This window comes from Rhizobium sp. C4 (assembly GCF_021026315.1).
Classification (GTDB): Bacteria; Pseudomonadota; Alphaproteobacteria; order Rhizobiales; family Rhizobiaceae; genus Ensifer_A.
In genome coordinates this window covers 20,229-38,364 of the sequence record NZ_JAJNCX010000008.1, presented here as the reverse complement: position 1 = coordinate 38,364, position 18,136 = coordinate 20,229, and the positions used below count along the sequence as shown (strand labels likewise).

The following is an 18,136-nucleotide window of genomic DNA, read 5'->3' as shown; positions in this document are numbered from 1 at the left end:
ATGAGTCTCGCGCTTCCGATCCGGCGAAAGGGGAGCCGCCAACCGTCATGCGAGAGCCGATCACGATCAGTTTTTCCGGCGGAAGTGCATTGCTCCTGCAATCCAATTCAAGCCGTTTCGATGACCAGTTCCAGAAGCGCATCTGGTCGCTGGCGAGCGACCTGACCTCGGCACCGGGCTTCATCGAAACCGTGCCGGGCATGAACAACATCCTTGCGCTCTTTGACCCCGAGCAGATCGCGCCGGAAGAGGCGCGCCGGGAACTCACCGACCGCTGGGCCAAGGCGCAGCCGCTGCCGCGTCGTGGCAAGACGGTGGAAATTCCCGTCGTCTATGGCGGGCAGAATGGCGAGGATTTCAAGCCCTGGTCGCGCCATTGCGGGCTCGCCCCGCTTGAGGCCGCGCAGCGCCATGCGGCGGGGACCTATCAGGTGGCGGCGATTGGCGCGATGCCGGGATTTCCCTATCTGTCCGGTCTCGATCCGGCGCTGGCGATTGCCCGGCGCTCGACGCCGCGGCTTGCCGTCCCCGTCGGATCGGTGATCGTCGGCGGCGCGCAGGCCGCCGTCATGCCGCAGACCTCGCCTTCGGGCTGGCATATCATCGGCCATACCAAGATCGCACTCTTCGATCCGCATCGCGACGAGCCCTCGACACTGGCACCGGGCGACATCGTCCGCTTCACCATCGAGGATGTCTGGCTATGATCGAGGTGCTGACGACGGGTGCGGCGAATTCGATCCAGGATCTCGGCCGCAATGGTCGCTTCGATATCGGGGTGAGCCGCAGCGGCGCGATGGATCGCCTGTCGCTGATGATCGGTAATGCGCTGCTGGGCAACGATCTGAATGCGGCGGGCCTGGAGATCGCCATCTTCCCCTTCCGCTTGCGCTTCGATCAGCCGACCCGCTTTGCCGTCACCGGCGCGGAAGGTGACGTTACGCTTGGCGGACGCCCGCTGCCGCCGCGCTGGGCGGCAAGTGCGGCCGAAGGCGAGACGCTGGTGATCGCGCCGCCGGAAAAGGGTGCGCGCGTCTATATCACTTTCGCCGGCGGCATCGAGATCGAGCCGGTGCTGGGCTCACGCGCGACGGACCTCAAATCCGGCTATGGCGGGCTGGAAGGGCGCGGCCTGAGGCGCGGCGACCGGCTGACGGTGGCGGCCATGCCGCCGATGCGGGCCTTCGGCGCGGCGCTCGACCCTTTCGCGATGCTCGACTTTGCCAATCCGCTCCCCGTTCGGGCCGTGCCGGCGGCGGAGTTTTCGGTCTTCTCTGCCGATGCCCGCAAGCTTTTCTCGCGCTGGTCCTGGCGGGTGACGCCGGAGGCGGACCGCATGGGCTATCGCCTCGAAGGCCCGGAACTGAAGCTTGAGCGCCGGCTGGAACTGATGTCGCATGGCATCCTGCCCGGCACGATCCAGGTTCCGCCCTCCGGCAAGCCGATCATCCAGCTGGCGGATGCCAATACATGCGGCGGCTATCCGAAGATCGCGACCATCATCGAGGCGGATCTCTGGATCGTCGGGCAGGCCGGACCCGAAAGCCGCTTTCTCTTCACCGAAGTGACGCCGGACGAAGCCAATGCCGCGCTTCGCAGGCAGCGCCTTGAGATCGACGCACTCGCCCGTACCGTGGCCGTGGCCCGGTCGCTGGCTGGTTAGGACTGACATGGATATCGACTTCATCGAACGCCTGATCGAACTGGCGAAGAAGAGCGGAATTGCCGGCCTCGAATATGAGGTGAATGGCGAGACCGTGCGCATCACGCTGGGCGACGAAGAGGAGGAAAGCTCGACCGATCGCGTCGCGCATGTCGAGACGAAGGCGGCCGGCGAGGGCGCCGCTCCGCCACCGCCGGCGCTGCACAAGCTCAATTCCGGCATGGCCGGCACCTTCTATCGCGCCTCGGCGCCGGGGGCGGAACCCTATGTGAAGCCGGGTGACACGATCGCGGAGGGGCAGGTGCTCGGTCTTATCGAGGCGATGAAGATGCTGACGCCCATCGAGGCCGACCGCGCAGGCAGGATTGTCTCCATTGCGGTCGAGGATGGTGCTCCGGTTACGCGTGGCGCGCTTCTCTTCGAGATCGGCGCCCTCCTTCCCGAAATCGAAGGATGACCATGTTCGACACGGTTCTCATCGCCAACCGGGGAGAGATCGCGCTCCGCATCCTGCGCGCCTGCCGGTCGCTGGGCTTGAAGACGGTTGCAATCCATTCCGAAGCCGACCGCGATCTGCGTCATGTGCAGCTTGCCGACAAGAGCCTCTGCATCGGCCCCGCGCCGGCGCGCGACAGCTATCTCAACATCGCCTCGATCCTTCTGGCGGCGAAGGCGACCGGGGCGGGTGCCATCCATCCGGGCTATGGCTTTCTCTCCGAAAATGCCGGCTTTGCCGAGGCGGTGGAAAAGGCGGGGCTCGTCTTCATCGGCCCGCCAGCCGACGCCATCCGCACCATGGGCGACAAGATCGCCGCCAAGGCAGCGATGCGCGCCGCGGGCGTGCCGTGCGTTCCGGGCTCCGGCGGGGCCTTGCCGGACGAGGACTGGCGGGTTCGCCATATCGCCGCCGAGACCGGCTATCCGCTCATCGTCAAGGCCTCGGGTGGCGGCGGCGGTCGCGGCATGCGCATCGTGCGGCGCGAGGAGGATCTCGCCGGTGCCGTGGCGCTGACCCGCGAGGAAGCGGGCCGCGCCTTCAACAATCCGGATGTCTATATCGAGATGTTCCTGGAACATCCGCGCCATGTCGAGATCCAGATAATGGCCGACAATCATGGCAATGCCGTCATGCTCGGCGAGCGCGATTGCTCGATGCAGCGCCGGCACCAGAAGGTGATCGAGGAAGCGCCAGCCCCCGGCATTCCCCGCGAGGCAATCGAACGCGTCGGCGCGCGTTGCGTGGCGGCTTGCCAGCAGATGGGTTATCGCGGCGCCGGCACGTTTGAATTCCTCTACGAAAACGGCGACTTCTTCTTCATCGAGATGAACACGCGGGTGCAGGTCGAGCATCCGGTCACGGAAATGGTGACGGGCATCGACATCGTGCGTGAGCAGATCCGCATCGCCATGGGCGAGCCGCTGTCGTTTACCCAAAGCGATATCGCGATGCATGGCCACGCCATCGAATGCCGCATCAATGCCGAGGACCCCTTTGCCTTCACGCCCGCCCCCGGCCGCGTCGAGACGCACCGTCCGCCGGGCGGGCCGGGCATCCGGCTCGATACACATCTCTATGACGGCTACGAAGTGCCGCCGCATTACGATTCACTCGTCGCCAAGCTGATTGCCTATGGCGACACGCGTGACGAGGCCGTGACGCGGATGAAGGCGGCGCTGGCCGAATATGAGATCGGCGGGCTGACGACCAATATTCCGCTGCAACGGAGGCTGATGGATGATCCGGGCTTCCGGGACGGAGGCTTCGATATCCATTATCTCGAAGCGCTGATTGCCGATGGCGGCCTGAAGCCGGAGGGCGGACAATGACGCTCGACGAAATCGAACGCGCAATTGCGCTGGCCAAATCCCGCGGGCTTGCCGAACTCGAATGTGCCATCGGCCAGGGCGGACGGCTGAAGGTCATCGTCAACCGGCCGCAAAAGCCGGTTCAGGTGGCGGCACCGAAAGCGGTGAAGCCGAAGGCCGCGATCCGCACCCGCTATTTCGGCGTCTTCGCCGATACCGTCCCGGCAATCCGTGTTGGTGATCCGGTCGCCGAACACCAGATCGTCGGCTTTCTGGAGCTTGGCGAGATCCGCTTTGCCATCGAGGCGGACAAGCCCGGTCGGGTCGCCGCGAAACCCGTCAGGCCCGGTGACCTTGTCGGCTATGGCGAAACCGTCTTCGAGTTTGAATAGGATTGTCCGACCATGCGCATCGACCTCAATTCCGATCTCGGCGAAAGCTACGGCCCCTGGAAGATGGGTGATGACGAGGCGATCCTGCAGGTCGTCACCAGCGCCAACGTCGCCTGCGGCGGTCATGCCAGCGATCCCGAAACCATGTTCCGCACGCTGGAAATCGCGCGTGACCGGGGCGTCGTGGTGGGTGCGCATCCGGGCTTTGCCGATCGCGAGGGCTTCGGCCGCCGGCTGATCCCGATGACGCCGGGCGAAATCGAGCGGCTGGTGGCGACGCAGACCGGCGCGCTGATGGGCGCGGCAGCGCTGGCCGGCGTCACGGTGCGTTATATCAAGGCCCACGGGGCGCTCGCCAACCATTGCGCAGATGATCGCGCCGCCGCGTCCGCCGTCGCCCGTGCCGCCCGTGCCTTCGGGCCCGACATGGCGGTTCTGGCGATTTCCGGGACGGAGCTCGAGCTTGCCGCCCGCGAACTCGGCGTTCCGGTCTACAGCGAAATTTTTGCCGATCGCGGATATCTGTCCACAGGCCGCCTCGTGCCGCGCTCGCGGGCTGATGCGATGATCCATGATCCGCAAGAGGCCGCCGACCGGCTGGTCTCCTATCTCGAAACCGGGCTGATGCCGGTCGTCGATGGCGCGCCGATCAAGCTCGACGCCCATTCGATCTGTGTTCACGGCGACGGGCCGAGCGCGATCGCCATGGCAGTCCATATCCGGGGAGAGCTGACTGCGCGTGGCGTGGCGCTCAGGTCGTTTCTGGCGGCTTGATCAGCCCTGGACGGCGACGAGATTGCGCACGATCGCCAGGCCAACGAACAGGGCGCCGACCGACAGGACCACTGAGGCGATGGCATAGCCAACGGCAAGCCATGTTTCACCGCGCTCAAAGATGACCGACGTATCGAGAGAGAAGGTCGAGAACGTGGTGAAGCCGCCGAGGATGCCGGTGGTCAGAAACAGCCGCGCCGATTGCGGCAGGCCGGATTTCAGCGCCCAGTATTCAGCGATCAGCCCCATGATGAGGCTACCGAGAATATTGACGCAAAGCGTTCCCCAGGGAAAACTCGGGCCGAGCCACTTCAGCGCTGCGACGTTCACGCCCTGGCGCAGCATGCCGCCGATGCCGGCGCCGATGAAGACGATCAGATAGTTCATGGATTTGTCCTTTCGTTGTTGCAACGAAAGCCTGGCGACGAGGGGAAGGTCAAGACACGCTCCCGCCATCGCGGACGGCTTTCGACCATTCCGCATTCGGCAGGAGCTATCAGCCACACCTTCTTCAAAGGCCGGCGGTTCTCGGGAAGCCCCATTCCCATCGGTTTGATGATCTAGGGCAAGAATGGCGCCATTGCAATCTTTGCCTGTTCCCTGTCAGACCGACATGTCAACGTTTCCTGTCGTTCGATGCGTGCCCGCTTGAGAGAGCCTGCGCAGGAGTGCGATTTCTGCCTCAGGCAGGCCGGCTTTGGTGGCAAGCGCCAAGGCATAGGCCGACAGGTCTGCGCCGGGCGCATCAAACGCCTCGGGCACAGAGCGGCGAAGCGCCGAAAGAGCTTTCTGTAGCCGCACCTGAACCTCGATCATCTCGGCTCCATCGCGCGCCATCGGCCGGAAAGCGTCCTCGATGGCATCTTCCGGTCTGATCGGACTGACATGTAATGATGCATAGTCAGGCTCGACAACCGCCCGCCCGTTCCATTCCGTGAGGATGCGGACAAGCCGTCCGAGAACGCTGATCGCAGTGCCCGGGTCGTTGACCGCAGGCGAAAGCGCCCGCGAGGCGATCTCGGAGAGCACGATGAGCCCGAAACGCGGATCGCCATCGAAAGCGCGCTGTCGGCTGATGGCAAATGCCGCCTGCAGGCTCCCCGTCTCCTCGTCGGAGAGGCTTTCGGCCCGCAGATACATCAACGGCCCCCGTTCGACGACAAAGGAACCGGGGATCTGCAGGAGATAGGCCTCGCCTTTCATCTCCTCGGCAAGGGCCTGCAAGGTCGCCATGTCGATGTGTTCGATATAGCCGGTGACGGGGGCCGGGATTTCGAGGCAGCCTTCAGGGATTGGGCCGTTCAAAGGGCGTCCGCCGAGATAGGGATTGGCTACCCGCGCGATCAGTGCATCGCGCGTGGCGGTCTCGACGCGGTCGAGCGTATCGTCCATGCGCCCGAAGCTCAGCAGATGCCCGATCCACCGGATGAGCGCGATGACGACAAGGAGCACCACGGCGATGGTGAAAATGTAGAGTACGACCTTGCCGGACTGGCTATAGAGCTGGGCGTTGAGCGCGATCAGCCCAAGCAGGCTGAAGAGAAAGGCGCCGATAAAGGTTGCAAGGACATTCTGTGTCGTCGTGTCTTCCTGCAGGAGCGCGGTGGCGCGCGGTGTTGCCGTCGCTGCGGCGGTGCCGAAGCCAGTCACGGCAATGGAAAGCGAGAACGTCGTCACGGCCAGCATCGAGGAGGCGAGGATTTCGAGGATCTGCGACACGGCGTCGGAGCCCGCCTTGAGCGCCACAAGTTCGGGCACATAGGGGGCGAGCAATTGCGCCAGAATAACAGACAGCACCGAAAGGCAGGCAATGGCGACGACCCGCATCCAGATCTTCTGCCGCCAGGCCCTGTAGATGTTCCAGAGTTTGAAATTCATTGATCCTCGCCGTGTCCTCGGGTCCACTATCCCCGGCTTTCAACCTCAAAAGCAAGTCATCCAGTTTCGTTCCCGGAAATCCGCGCCATCGCGCACTTCGTATCAGGAACATGATCAAGATGAATTCCTTAAGAGACGGCTATCGTGCCCTGGTAATCGGCGCATCCGGTGGCATAGGTTCGGCAGTTACGGAGGCGCTTGGGCGCGACCCGCGCGCCGGCGCGGTGATGTGCCTGTCGCGGCGCGACAATTTCGGTTTCGATGTCACAGACGAAGCCTCCGTTGCAAGAGAAGCGGCACGCCTTGCGGCGGGTTCGGATGGCCTTGATCTGATTTTCAACGCGACTGGTGCGCTGACGATTGAAGGTGCGGGACCTGAAAAGGCGCTGAAGGCGATCGATCCGGAAGCCATGCTCCGGCAATTTGCGTTGAACGCCGTCGGGCCTGCGCTTCTGCTCAAGCACTTTGCGCCTCTGCTGCCGCGCGACCGCAGGGGGATCTTCTGTTCCCTCTCCGCCCGCGTCGGCTCGATCGGCGACAACCATTTCGGCGGCTGGATCTCCTATCGGGCCGCCAAGGCGGCGCAGAACCAGATCGTCCGCACGGCGGCCATCGAGATCGCGCGCACCCGGCCGCTTGCGGTGGTCGCGGCGCTGCATCCGGGAACGGTGGAGACCGGCCTGTCTGTCGGCTATCGCGGCACCCATGCTGCCGTTTCGCCGGCAGAGGCTGCGGCCAATCTTCTCGCCGTGCTCAACGAATTACCGCCGGAAAAGACCGGCGGTTTCTTTGCCTATGACGGGTCCGCTATCGAGTGGTGAAATGGCGCCGAGCCCTCAGGGCTCGGGATATTCCAGCTTGCGCGTGTCATAGCCGAGCGCTTTCGCCTTGGCGACCATGACCGAGAGCTCCTTCTTCGACGGCGCCTTGCGGGCGTAGATCCAGAGGTTCTGCATCTGCGGATCGGCGCTGATGAACCAGCTCTTGTCCGGCGACTTGTAGAGAACCCAGTATTTGAACGTGACGATGCCGCCAAGGTAGCGTACCGTCAATTTGGCATTCGTGGCTCCGGCATCCTCGAGCTTGCCGATCCCGTCGATGGTGAGCAGCTCGCCCTTCGGCGAGCCGGTGCGGCAGCCGTCTTCGATGCGGAACACATCGCTGCTGGCTGATGGCATGTAGGTCGTGTAGCCGGCGACGCAGCCGTCGGTGATCTTCATCGGCGTGCGGGCGATTTCCAGCCAGGTGCCGGTGTAGTGATCGCGGCCGACCTTGACGACATTGGGCTCGGCCTGTGCCGGAGCGGTTCCAAGACCGAGACCGGCGGTCATGAGCAGGGCGGCGAGGGACAGGCGGCTGAAAGCTGACATCGTTTGATCCTCCATTTAAGGAGGGTTACGACTTCGGGGCGTGGCCGGATCACCTTTGCGACCAGACGCCCTGCCTTCCGTGCCTTCGATCAGGCGGCTGCCGTCAGACGACGAAGCCGTAGAGGCCCCATTCCGCCTCGGTGACCTCAAGCGCAAGCCGCTGATATTCCGCCTGCTTGACGGCGACGAAGCCGTGATGAAGTGTCTGGCCCAGGGCGTCGCGCAGAAAGTCCGATTGCCCGGCGCGTTGAATGGCATTCTGCCAGCTGTTGGGCAGGTTGCTGGTCCGGTCCTGACCGCCGGCGTCCGGTTCCACGGCGGGGCCGGGATCAGCCTTCGTTTCGATGCCCTGCAGGGCACCGGCGAGCGTGACGGTGCCGACCATGTAGGCGTTGGCATCGACGCCTGCGACGCGGTGTTCGAAGTGGCGGCCCTTGCCTGGCGCTCCGGGCACGCGCAGCGCAACCGTGCGGTTCTCGATCCCCCAGTCGTCGGAGGCCGGAGAATAGGAGACCGAGGCAAAGCGTCGCCACGAGTTGAGGAAGGGGGCAAGCACCAGCATCGTGTCGCCAACCGTCTCACGGATACCGCCGATCGCGTTCAGCATCAGGGGGCTGAGCGTGCCCTCCGTCGGGTCGCCGAACAGATTGTCGCCCGCACCGTTTGCCAATGAGAGATGAAGGTGCATGCCGGAGCCGGCCTGCTGGCCGAAGGGCTTGGCCATGAAGCAGGCCTCCATGCCGAAACGGCGGGCAGCGGAGCGGATCAGCCGCTTGGCGACGATCACATCATCGGCGGCGCGCAGCAGATCGCGATAGCGGATGGTCATTTCATACTGACCGGCGGCATATTCGGAAATCAGCGATTCCAGCGTCAGGCCGAGATGCTTTGCGCCCTGATAGATGACATCGAACAGCGGCGACATCTCGTCGAGTTCGTCGACGGACATGGTGCTGCGATGGAGGCAATCGCGACCGTTGAGCGCATAGCGCGCCGGCTGGTATCGGCCCTTGCCGTCGCGCTCGCGGTCGATGAGGTAGAATTCGAGTTCGAAGGCGCCCATTGGCGAGAAGCCAGCCTTTGCTGCCCGTTCGACCTGGCGCACCAGCGCGTGACGCGGCTCCGCATCGAAGGGGCTGCCGTCGGAATTGTACATGCTGACCAGAACCTGGCCGCGGCCGGTATGGGGCATCATGCCGAGCGTGCCGGGAATGGGCCAGCAAAGCTTGTCGCCGCCGCCATCGGTCAGGATCAGGCCGGAACTGTCGACGTCGTCGCCCGCCACATCCTGTCCGAACAGGGAGGCCGGCATGCCGCGGCCCGACTTGTAAAGCGAGGCCAGCTCGTGGCGGCGGATGATCTTGCCGCGGCCGATGCCGTGAAAGTCGGTCATCACGATGTCGATCGCCTCGAGCTCCGGATACCGGGCCAGGAAATCTTCCGCTTCCTGCAGATGCGAGCCGCTGGGCGATGCTGTCGTCATGTCTGTTCTATCCGTTCCGGCCAGGTGTTCGCGCGCCCCGCAACCATGTCGCGGGGCGAAGTGCTTCAGGCCATAAGGCCCTGTTTCTTGGCGTAGGCATAGGTCAGATCGATCACCTTGACAGCCTTTTCGACAAGTTCGTCAGCCTGGGCGCGGGTCAGCGTCAGCGGCGGTGCGATGACCATGCGATCGCCAACGGCGCGCATGACAAGCCCGTTCTGGAAGGAATGCTCGCGCGCGGTGAAGCCGATCTTGGATCCGTCCGGGAAGCCGGCGCGGGCCTTCTTGTCGGAGGAGAACTGGAAAGCGCCGATCAGGCCTTCCATCACGGCCTCGCCCACCATCGGATGGTCCGCCAGCTGCAGCCACTTTTCCTTGAGATAGGGGCCGACATCGTCGCGAACATTTTCGACCAGCTTTTCCGAACGCATGATGCCGATCGTCGCAATCGAAGCGGCGCAGGCAGCCGGATGGCCGGAATAGGTGTAGCCATGGGCAAACTCGTCGCCCTTTTCCAGAAGCACATTGGCCACGCGGTCGGAGACCGCAACGGCGCCCATCGGCACATAGCCCGAGGTGATGCCCTTGGCCATGGTCATGAAATCGGGCTGGGTTCCCATGAATTCGCAGCCGAACCATTGGCCGGTGCGGCCGAAACCGCAGATGACTTCATCCGAGATCAGCAGGATGTCGCGTTCCTTCAGCCCCTTGGCGAGGATCGGCCAGTAGGTCTTCGGCGGAATGATGACACCGCCAGCGCCCATGATCGGCTCGGCAATCATCGCCCCGATCCGGTCGGCGCCGATGCCGTCGATCAGCGCCAGTGTCTGCTCGGCCACCTTGATGCCGAAATCTTCCGGGCTGAGTTCGCCGCCATAGCTCCACCAGTCCGGCGAGGGTGCGTGGTAGATGCCGTCGATCGGCAGGCCGCCCTGCTTGTGCATGGAGCTGAAGCCGCCAAGCGAGGCCGCCGCGACCGTCGAGCCGTGATAGGCGCCGCGGCGCGAAATGAAGATCGACTTCTCCGGCTTGCCTTCCAGCTCCCAGTAGTAGCGGACGAGGCGGAAGATGGTGTCGTTGGATTCCGAGCCCGAGCCGGTGAAATGGAAGTGGTTGAACTGCGGCGGCGTGACTTCCGCCAGAAGGCGGGAAAGCTCGATCACCGGCGGGTGCGCCGTGTTGAAGAAGGTGTTGTAATAGGTCAGCTCTTCCATCTGCCGGGCGACGGCGTCGATGATTTCCTTGCGGCCATGGCCGACATTCATGCACCACAGACCGCTCATGCCATCAAGGATCCGGTTGCCTTCGGCGTCATTCACGTAGATGCCGCTGGCCGAGGTGATGATGCGCACGCCGCGTTCGTTGATTTCGCGCGTGTTGGTGAAGGGATGCAGGTGATGCGCGGCGTCGATGCTCTGAAGCTCGCGCGTATTGTTCAGAATGGTCATGGTTCGCCCCCTTGTGAATTCGCTGCATCGCCTGCGGCAAGGCGCGTTTCAAATTTGATCAAAATATTTCTACGATCTTTGATCAAAAATTTCAAGCGGGTGCGGAGGTTGCTTCAGGGCACTCTACGAGGGTGCGTTACGATGGGAATTCGATGCCGGGGAATGCCCTTCGTCCGCCAGCTTTGACCGTGCGGAGGCCTACAAAAAACCGCGCCGCGCCTCCGGGAGGGATGACGCGACGCGGTTGCGGCTGGGCCGCATTCGGGAGCCGATCAGAGGTTGGCAAGCAACTCGTTGACGCGGCTTTCCATGTCGGCAAGTGCCTTGTCGACAGGCTTCTGGCCGGTCACGGCGGCGCTCATTTCTTCGCCGACGATGTCCTGGATGGCGAACTGGCGCTGGACGGCGGACGGCAGCGGCTTGCCGAGGGTTGCGATGGCTGCGATCGTGTCACGATGCGGCAGCGCCTTGAACTTGGCGGACTCCATCACGGCCTTGTAGGCCGGCAGGTGGCCGGTGCGCGACCATTCGAAGTCGTTGTCGGCGAAGAACTTCAGGAACTTGCCGATGGCAGCCGTCTGCTCAGGCGAACGATCCTTCTTGGAGACCGCCCAGGTATGGCCGTCGGCATACTGCGCCTTGGCGCCGGAGAAGAGCTGCGGATAGGGATAGACCGCATAGCCGCCCTTGTTGAGCGCGGTGCCGGCCTTTTCCGACTGGGCATTATAGTCGCCGACGACCCAGGTGCCGTTCAGCTGAACGCCGCCTTCACCGGCAAGAAATGCGTTGATGGCGCCGCCGTAATCCAGGTTCTTCGTCGTGTAACCCTTGTCGAAGATGGCCTTGTACATCTCGACAACCTTCTTGGCTTCCGGCGTGTTGAACTTTGCCTTCTTCGGATCGGCGAAGAAGTCGGAATTCTGCTGGAAGAGATAGGTGTAGAGATTGCGGGTGAAGAGCGCCGTTTCATTGGCAAGGTTCTGCACGAAATAGGGCTTGCCCGTCTTCTGCTTGAACTGCTCGGCCTGCGCCAGCAGCTCTTCGGGCGACTTCGGCAGCATCGGCGTGCCGTCGGCATTGACCAGGCCGGCCTGTTTGAAGAGGTCCATGTTCACATGGTAGAGCATGGTCCAGTTGTCGATCGGCAGGCCATAGATCTTGCCGTCCTTCGTCGCGCCTTCCTTGGCGGCGCCGGTGAACTGGTCCGTCGTGAGGCCGACCGTCTTCAGGACGTCATCGAGCGGCATCAGCAGGCCCTTCGACTGATAGTCGGACAGAACCGATTCATGGATCGTGACGATGTCCGGCGCGTCGCCCGAGGCAAACTGCGCGGTCAGCTGGTCGTAGCCCGGCCATTCGACCGTCGTGACATTGATCTTGATATCCGGATTGTCGGCGGCAAACTTGTTGATCAGCGAGGTGATGATGCCGCATTCGCCGACGGCCTTGGTGACGTCGGTGTTCTTGCCGAAATCGGCGTCGCAGGCGCCGAAGAAGCGCTGCACCTGCAGTTCGGTCGCCGCGAAGCTCGGCGACGCCATCATCACCGTCGCAGCGGAGATGGTCGCGAGAAACAGTTTTCTCAATGTCATGTCATTTCCTCCTAGTTGGTTTTCACCGTCCAACAGTGAACGGCGCCGTTCCCTCAATCGCCGGGCTCAAATTCTCCCCCCGGCGCATGCTTTACCGAACCGCCGCTCCCGAGACGGCGGTGACGATATATTTCTGGAAAAACAGATAGATGATCAGGATGGGCGCACCGGCAAAGACCGCCTGCGCCATCAGGAAGCCGATGCCTTGCGACTGGGCGAAATTCATCTGTGTCGAGGCAATGCCGACCGTCAGCGTGAACATTTCCTTCTTGGTGGCCGAAATCAGCGGCCAGAAATAGTCGTTCCAGGCGCCGAGGAAGGTGAAGATGCCGAGCGTTGCCTGCGCCGGGACCGTCAGCGGCAGCAGAACCTTCCAGAACACCCGGAAGCGGCTTGCATTGTCGAGGATCGCCGCCTCGTCCAGTTCCTTCGGAATGGCGCGGAAATACTGTGTCATCAGAAACACGCCGAAAGCGCTCGACAGACCGGGCAGGATCAGGCCCGGATAGGAATTGTGCAGGCCGAGCCAGCTGAAGATCTGGTGGCGGGCAATCAGCACGGCCTGTTCCGGGACCGCGAGCCCCAGAAGAACGATCACGAAGAGGACAGCGCGACCCGGAAAGTTCAGCCGCGCAAAGCCGTAGCCGGCAAGCGACGAGAGGATCAGCGTGAAGACGGTCAGGCCGCCCGCAACGATGATGCTGTTGAACACCCAGGAGAAGACGTTCGATGTGCCGATCGTGTCGATGTAATTCTTGATCGTGTAGGGCATGTGGAAGACCGAATGCGGATCGACCATCAGCTCCTTGTTGTCCTTGAGCGACAGGGCGATGACGTAGAGCACCGGCCCGGCCATGACGAGCGCCAGCAGGATGACGAGGCCGAAGAGGACGCGATCGCCAAAGGATCTGCCGATGATTTCGGAATTGTGCGAGGCCATCACGCATCTGCCTTTCTGCGGGTGACGAGATATTGCGCCATGGCCGCGATGAGGATCAGCAGGAACAGGATTTCAGAGGCAGCCGCACCCAGCCCGATATCCCAGCGCTGGAAGGCGGTGTTGTAGATATAGAGCACGATCGGCTTGGTCAGGTTGTTGGGTCCGCCGCGCGTCATCAGCCACGCCTGCCCGAAGAGCTGGAACTGCAGCACGATCTGGATGATGATCACCAGGATGAAGGTCCGCTTGATCGAGGGCAGCGTGATCGACCACAGCGTCTGCCAGCGGTTGGCGTTGTCGAGGGCCGCTGCCTCGTAGATATCCTGCGGGATCTGCTGCAGGGCCGAGAGGAAGAGCATCATCGGCAGGCCGATGCACCACCAGACGGTGGCAATGGCGATCCCGATCATGGCCAGGTGGGGGTCGGCCAGGAAGGCCGGCGCCTGGGCTCCGAACAGGCCATAGACCATCGACAGAAGCCCTAGATCGGGAATGAAGACGATGCGCCAGATCAGCGTGACGATGGTGACCGACAGAACCGAGGACGAGAAGAAGAGCGCGCGCAGGACCGCCGCGCTTCGCGTGCGCCGGTTGAGGCAGAGCGCCAGGAAAAGGCCGATGAGCGCCAGCGCCGGAACGGTCAGAAACACGAAATAGAAGGTGTTCCAGATCGATTGCATGAAAATCGGATCGCGGAACAGCCGGAAATAGTTGTCCAGACCGACGAAACGGCCCGATGAGAACGTGTCGGCCTTGTGAAAGGACAGCCAGATTCCCCAGAAGAGCGGGAAGACGAGAAGCGTCGCGAAGATCGTGAGATAGGGCGCGACGAAGAGGAAGTTGCGCCACTGCGGCGCATAGATGTCGACGCTTTTGCGGCGCGACCGAGCGGTGGCGGTTCCGGCAGTCCGAGGCTCAGCCATGGCCAGCCTCCCCGCCATGCCAGGCGCGGCCCGACGCATCGAAGAGATGCGCCTTTGCGCCCTCGAAGGCGAGACCCACACGATCGCCGACGGCGACGCGGCTGTCGCCGCTGTCCGAGCCGACAATCTGCTGGCCGTCGCCGAGGCGCACATAGACAAGCGTCCGTTCGCCCAACCGTTCGAGCACATCGACCACGCCTTCGGCCGCATTGGCCGTTGGGGGCGTGATGCGCACATGCTCGGAGCGGATGCCGAGTTCGAACGGGCCGTCCGGAAGACCGCTTGTCGGGATCGCCGTCGTCAGCTCAAGTCCGGCCCCCGTCGTGGCGGCAACGAAACCGGCATTTTCCCGGATCGTCACCGGCAGGAAATTCATCGCCGGTGCGCCGACAAACCCGGCAACGAAACGGCTGGCGGGCCGGTTGTAGATCTCCATCGGCGCGCCGATCTGTTCGATCTTCCGGTTGTTCATGACGACGATCCGGTCGGCCAGCGTCATGGCCTCGATCTGGTCGTGCGTGACGAAGATCATGGTGGATTTCAGCCGCTGGTGCAGCTGGGCAAGTTCGATGCGGGTGCGGGTGCGCAGCGCCGCGTCAAGGTTGGAAAGGGGCTCGTCGAACAGGAAGGCCTTCGGCTCCTTGACCACGGCGCGGCCGATCGCCACGCGCTGGCGCTGGCCACCGGAGAGCTGGCCGGGCTTGCGATCCAGCAGATGGCCGATTTCGAGCATGCGCGCGGCTTCGGCAATGCGCGCCTCGATGACGGCGCGGTCGACGGAGATGTTCTTCAGCCCGAAGGCCATGTTGTCGCGCACGGTCATATGCGGGTAGAGCGCATAGGACTGGAACACCATGGCGACGCCGCGCTGGCCGGGCGGCTGATCGTCGATGCGCTCGCCATTGATGAGAATTTCGCCGGAATCGACACTTTCAAGCCCGGCGATCATGCGCAGAAGCGTGGACTTCCCGCAGCCCGATGGTCCGAGGAAGACCACGAACTCATTGGCTGGAATGGAAAGCGACAGCTCATCCAGAACGGTGAGCGAACCGAACCGCTTGGTCACTTTGTTGATGTCGATGCTTGCCGTCATTGTCTCTCCTCCCATGACCAGACTGGCGATGCCGGATCAGACCTTGATCCGGATCATCTGGTAGGAATAGGGGGCGAACTTGGCCGTGAGGCTGCCATCCGCGAGAGCTGCCGTATCGGCCTTCTTCGGTGCAACATTCATCATGTCGGCTTCGGTGTTGACCGCCTTGAGATCGGCATGGGTCATCACCTGATGGTCGATGATGCTGGCATTCTTGCCGAAGGCCGCAACGTCGAAATCAGCGTCAACGTCCTTGTCCGAGCGGTTGACGATGAAGAAGCTCACCGCACCCGCCTCCTCGTCATGGACCGCCGAAACGTCGAGGCAGGAGACCTCGCCTGCAACATCGCTCTTGTAGGTCGGGCCCGCGACCTTGAGGTCGAGCGCCTTGCCGCGGCCGAAGCGCGAGGCAAACAGGAACGGGTAGTAAATCGTCTGCCGCCATGCCGCACCGTCCGGCGAGGTCATGATGGGCGCAATCACGTTCACGAGCTGCGCCAGGCAGGCAATCCGCACGACATGGGAGCGGCGGATGAAGGTGTTGAGGATGAGGCCGACCTGCAGGACATCCTCGAAATTGTAGATGTCTTCCAGCAGCGGCGGGGCAAAGGGCCAGCCATCGGCACCTTCCAGGATCTTCTTGTCCTGCTCCTTGGAATGATACCAGACGTTCCATTCGTCGAAGGAGATATAGACCTGCTTGGACGAGCGCTTCTTCGCCTTGATGTAATCGATGACGCCGGCGACCGACATGATGTAGTCGTCGAGCTTCTCGTTCATCGCCAGATAGTTCGGCGTGTTGTTGGCATGGTTGTCGAAATACATGTGCAGCGAGATGTAATCGACTTCATTGTAGGTGTGGTCGAGAACGGTCGCTTCCCATTCCGGATAGGTCGGCATCTTGGCGTTCGACGAGCCGCAGACGACGAGTTCCAGCGACTTGTCGAAGGCGCGCATGGCCTTGGCGGTTTCGTGGGCCAGGCGGCCATATTCGTCGGCCGTCTTGTGGCCGATCTGCCAGGGGCCGTCCATCTCGTTGCCGAGGCACCAGAGCTTGACGTCGAAGGGTTCCTTGCGACCGTTTGCGATACGCTTGTTGCTCCATTCGGAGCCGCCGGGATGATTGGCATATTCGAGAAGATTGCGCGCCTCATCGAGCCCGCGGGAGCCGAGATTGACGGCCAGCATCATCTCGGTATTGGCCGAAACGCACCAGTCGGCGAATTCGTGCAGGCCAACCTCGTTGCTTTCGGACGTGTGCCAGGCGAGATCGAGGCGGACGGGGCGCTCGTCCTTCGGACCGACACCGTCTTCCCAGTTATAGGCCGAAACGAAGTTGCCGCCCGGATAGCGCACGATCGGAACGTCGAGTTCCTTCACAAGGTCGATCACGTCCTTGCGCATGCCGGCTTCGTCGGCGGTTGCGTGGCCCGGCTCATAGATGCCCGTATAAACGGCGCGACCCAGATGCTCGATGAAGGACCCGTAGAGCCTGGGGTCGATATCCGCGACAACGAACTGCGGATGCGCCACGACCGAAACCTTCATGCATTCCTCCCATTAGTATCATAAAAAGCGATATGGATCGCTATTACGGATACTAAATCGAAAAATCCGGTAAAGGTCAAGGCATTCGGCGGAATTTGGCCTGATCTATTCCATATTGGAGACGCAATATATTGTTTTCATGACGATATTTTAAATATCGGAATATCTGATGCTATTCGATTTTCAGCCTGAGAACGATGTCCTGATCGTAATTGCCGAAGCCCTTGCCGAAGATGTTGATGCCACCCGGATGGGAGGCGTCGTCGTCGATGCCGATGCGCACGCGGATCGAGTGATGGCTGGCAAGATCGAGGTCGGCAAGCGTTACGTTGGAGATCTGGACACCATCGACAAAGGTGCCGTCCGGACCGACGCGCCAGTTCTTCAGCTTGCCATATTGCGAGCCCTTGAGCTTCCACCAGTCCGGCGTATAGACGCCGCGCTTGTCGCCGAAATCGCCGGGCGAGGTCCACACCCCGACCTTCTTGCCGTTGATGGTGAGCGTGATATCCGAAGGCCAGTCGGCGCTGGTGCCGGGCACTTCCGAACTGAGCTCGACAGCGACTTCCAGCTCCTTGATGGCGGTGTTGGAGAGCTTCGCATTGTTGGGAAACTGATATTCGACATAGCCGCGCGTGAACCAGATAAGCCCGGCTTTCATGCGGTCCGGGTCGAGAAGCGCATTCGGGACGTCGAGCAGGCCGATGATCCCTTCCGGCGAACAGAGGCCGCAGGGCGCCGTCACTTCAAAGCTCGTATAGAGCCCGACTGGCATCGAGACCTCGATCAGGTCCTTGCGCGGTTCGCGCACCTCGTTCTTGAAAACGACGATCACTTCTTCCACGGTGGCGCGGCAGATTTTCTGGTTTCCCTTGCGTGCCTTCTGCGTCTCGCTTTGCACGAGGCCGGCATCTTCGAGAATCTGGATATGCGTCGAAACCGTCGATTGCGGCTGCGCCAGGAGAGCGGCGATGTCGTTGACATTCATCGGGCCGCGCTCGTGCAAAAGCTTGAGCATGGCCGCACGGGCCGGCGAGGCGATCGCCTTGAGGACGACCTGATCGACCTCGGGGTCGACGATGAGGAAGCTTTTCGTCATGGCACTCTTTTGCTACCGATTTCCCGATTTGTATCCTGCTTTCTGATTTTTGCAAGACCTGCCTCAAGCAGGAGGAGTGCCGCGTCTCGGGACCGACCCCGGACACGCAAACGCCCCCGATCGACAC

At 62.5% G+C, this 18,136-nt stretch carries 18 protein-coding genes and 1 riboswitch; of the genes, 7 read left to right on the top strand and 11 right to left on the bottom strand.

Annotated features, from left to right (window positions below; translation table 11 throughout):
• Positions 1-47 precede the first annotated feature (47 nt).
• The 6 genes from pxpB to LQK84_RS14880 are packed head-to-tail and all read left to right on the top strand — an operon-like array spanning position 48 to position 4,635.
• Entirely contained in the window at positions 48-707 is a 660-nt protein-coding gene (pxpB, locus tag LQK84_RS14905; protein ID WP_230829520.1) for a 5-oxoprolinase subunit PxpB, read from the top strand.
• Positions 704-1,663, top strand: a complete 960-nt coding sequence (locus LQK84_RS14900) for a biotin-dependent carboxyltransferase family protein (RefSeq protein ID WP_230829519.1) — start codon at positions 704-706, stop codon at positions 1,661-1,663. Before pxpB ends, LQK84_RS14900 begins: the two co-directional genes overlap by 4 nt.
• Before the next feature lie 7 nt (positions 1,664-1,670).
• Positions 1,671-2,120 carry an acetyl-CoA carboxylase biotin carboxyl carrier protein gene (locus LQK84_RS14895; RefSeq protein ID WP_230829518.1) on the top strand — a complete coding sequence of 150 codons (450 nt, stop codon included), beginning with the start codon at positions 1,671-1,673 and terminating at the stop codon, positions 2,118-2,120.
• Between the two features lie 2 nt (positions 2,121-2,122).
• Positions 2,123-3,490 carry an acetyl-CoA carboxylase biotin carboxylase subunit gene (accC, locus tag LQK84_RS14890; RefSeq protein WP_230829674.1) on the top strand — a complete coding sequence of 456 codons (1,368 nt, stop codon included), beginning with the start codon at positions 2,123-2,125 and terminating at the stop codon, positions 3,488-3,490.
• Complete coding sequence (locus LQK84_RS14885; protein ID WP_230829517.1) at positions 3,487-3,861, top strand: hypothetical protein; 375 nt, start codon at positions 3,487-3,489, stop codon at positions 3,859-3,861. The genes accC and LQK84_RS14885 overlap by 4 nt, the downstream gene beginning before the upstream one ends.
• Positions 3,862-3,873: 12 nt before the next feature.
• Positions 3,874-4,635 carry a LamB/YcsF family protein gene (locus LQK84_RS14880; protein WP_230829516.1) on the top strand — a complete coding sequence of 254 codons (762 nt, stop codon included), beginning with the start codon at positions 3,874-3,876 and terminating at the stop codon, positions 4,633-4,635.
• Here LQK84_RS14880 and crcB read toward each other — a convergent pair whose 3' ends face one another.
• Both crcB and LQK84_RS14870 read right to left on the bottom strand, forming a co-directional pair.
• Positions 4,636-5,022: a fluoride efflux transporter CrcB gene (gene crcB / locus LQK84_RS14875; RefSeq protein WP_230829515.1), complete on the bottom strand. Its 387-nt coding sequence runs from the start codon at positions 5,020-5,022 to the stop codon at positions 4,636-4,638.
• A gap of 93 nt (positions 5,023-5,115) precedes the next feature.
• Positions 5,116-5,190: riboswitch (Fluoride riboswitch) on the bottom strand.
• 48 nt (positions 5,191-5,238) lie between these two features.
• Positions 5,239-6,513, bottom strand: a complete 1,275-nt coding sequence (locus LQK84_RS14870) for a DUF2254 domain-containing protein (RefSeq protein ID WP_230829514.1) — start codon at positions 6,511-6,513, stop codon at positions 5,239-5,241.
• A 119-nt stretch (positions 6,514-6,632) separates the two neighbouring features.
• Here LQK84_RS14870 and LQK84_RS14865 point away from each other — a divergent pair, with 119 nt between their 5' ends.
• On the top strand, positions 6,633-7,334 hold the full coding sequence (locus LQK84_RS14865) for an SDR family NAD(P)-dependent oxidoreductase (RefSeq protein ID WP_230829513.1): 702 nt from the start codon (positions 6,633-6,635) through the stop codon (positions 7,332-7,334).
• A gap of 15 nt (positions 7,335-7,349) precedes the next feature.
• Here the strand turns inward: LQK84_RS14865 and LQK84_RS14860 are convergent, their stop codons facing one another.
• The 9 genes from LQK84_RS14860 to LQK84_RS14820 form a co-directional block, all read right to left on the bottom strand.
• A complete protein-coding gene (locus tag LQK84_RS14860) occupies positions 7,350-7,883 on the bottom strand; it encodes a lipocalin family protein (protein ID WP_330166414.1) in 534 nt (177 codons plus the stop codon).
• A 103-nt stretch (positions 7,884-7,986) separates the two neighbouring features.
• Entirely contained in the window at positions 7,987-9,366 is a 1,380-nt protein-coding gene (locus LQK84_RS14855) for a glutamine synthetase family protein (protein ID WP_230829512.1), read from the bottom strand.
• 65 nt (positions 9,367-9,431) lie between these two features.
• Positions 9,432-10,814 (bottom strand): aspartate aminotransferase family protein, encoded by a 1,383-nt coding sequence (locus LQK84_RS14850; RefSeq protein ID WP_230829511.1) that lies wholly within the window; start codon positions 10,812-10,814, stop codon positions 9,432-9,434.
• A 272-nt stretch (positions 10,815-11,086) separates the two neighbouring features.
• Positions 11,087-12,406, bottom strand: a complete 1,320-nt coding sequence (locus LQK84_RS14845) for an ABC transporter substrate-binding protein (protein ID WP_230829510.1) — start codon at positions 12,404-12,406, stop codon at positions 11,087-11,089.
• 91 nt (positions 12,407-12,497) lie between these two features.
• On the bottom strand, positions 12,498-13,346 hold the full coding sequence (locus LQK84_RS14840) for a carbohydrate ABC transporter permease (protein WP_230829509.1): 849 nt from the start codon (positions 13,344-13,346) through the stop codon (positions 12,498-12,500).
• Positions 13,346-14,269, bottom strand: a complete 924-nt coding sequence (locus LQK84_RS14835) for a carbohydrate ABC transporter permease (RefSeq protein ID WP_230829508.1) — start codon at positions 14,267-14,269, stop codon at positions 13,346-13,348. The genes LQK84_RS14840 and LQK84_RS14835 overlap by 1 nt, the downstream gene beginning before the upstream one ends.
• On the bottom strand, positions 14,262-15,362 hold the full coding sequence (locus LQK84_RS14830; protein ID WP_230829507.1) for an ABC transporter ATP-binding protein: 1,101 nt from the start codon (positions 15,360-15,362) through the stop codon (positions 14,262-14,264). The genes LQK84_RS14835 and LQK84_RS14830 overlap by 8 nt, the downstream gene beginning before the upstream one ends.
• A 36-nt stretch (positions 15,363-15,398) precedes the next feature.
• Positions 15,399-16,910, bottom strand: coding sequence for an arabinosylfuranosidase ArfA (gene arfA, locus LQK84_RS14825; protein WP_230829506.1), 1,512 nt, complete (start codon positions 16,908-16,910; stop codon positions 15,399-15,401).
• Between the two features lie 172 nt (positions 16,911-17,082).
• Positions 17,083-18,009 (bottom strand): ArsR/SmtB family transcription factor, encoded by a 927-nt coding sequence (locus LQK84_RS14820; RefSeq protein ID WP_230829505.1) that lies wholly within the window; start codon positions 18,007-18,009, stop codon positions 17,083-17,085.
• Between the last annotated feature and the right edge of the window lie 127 nt (positions 18,010-18,136).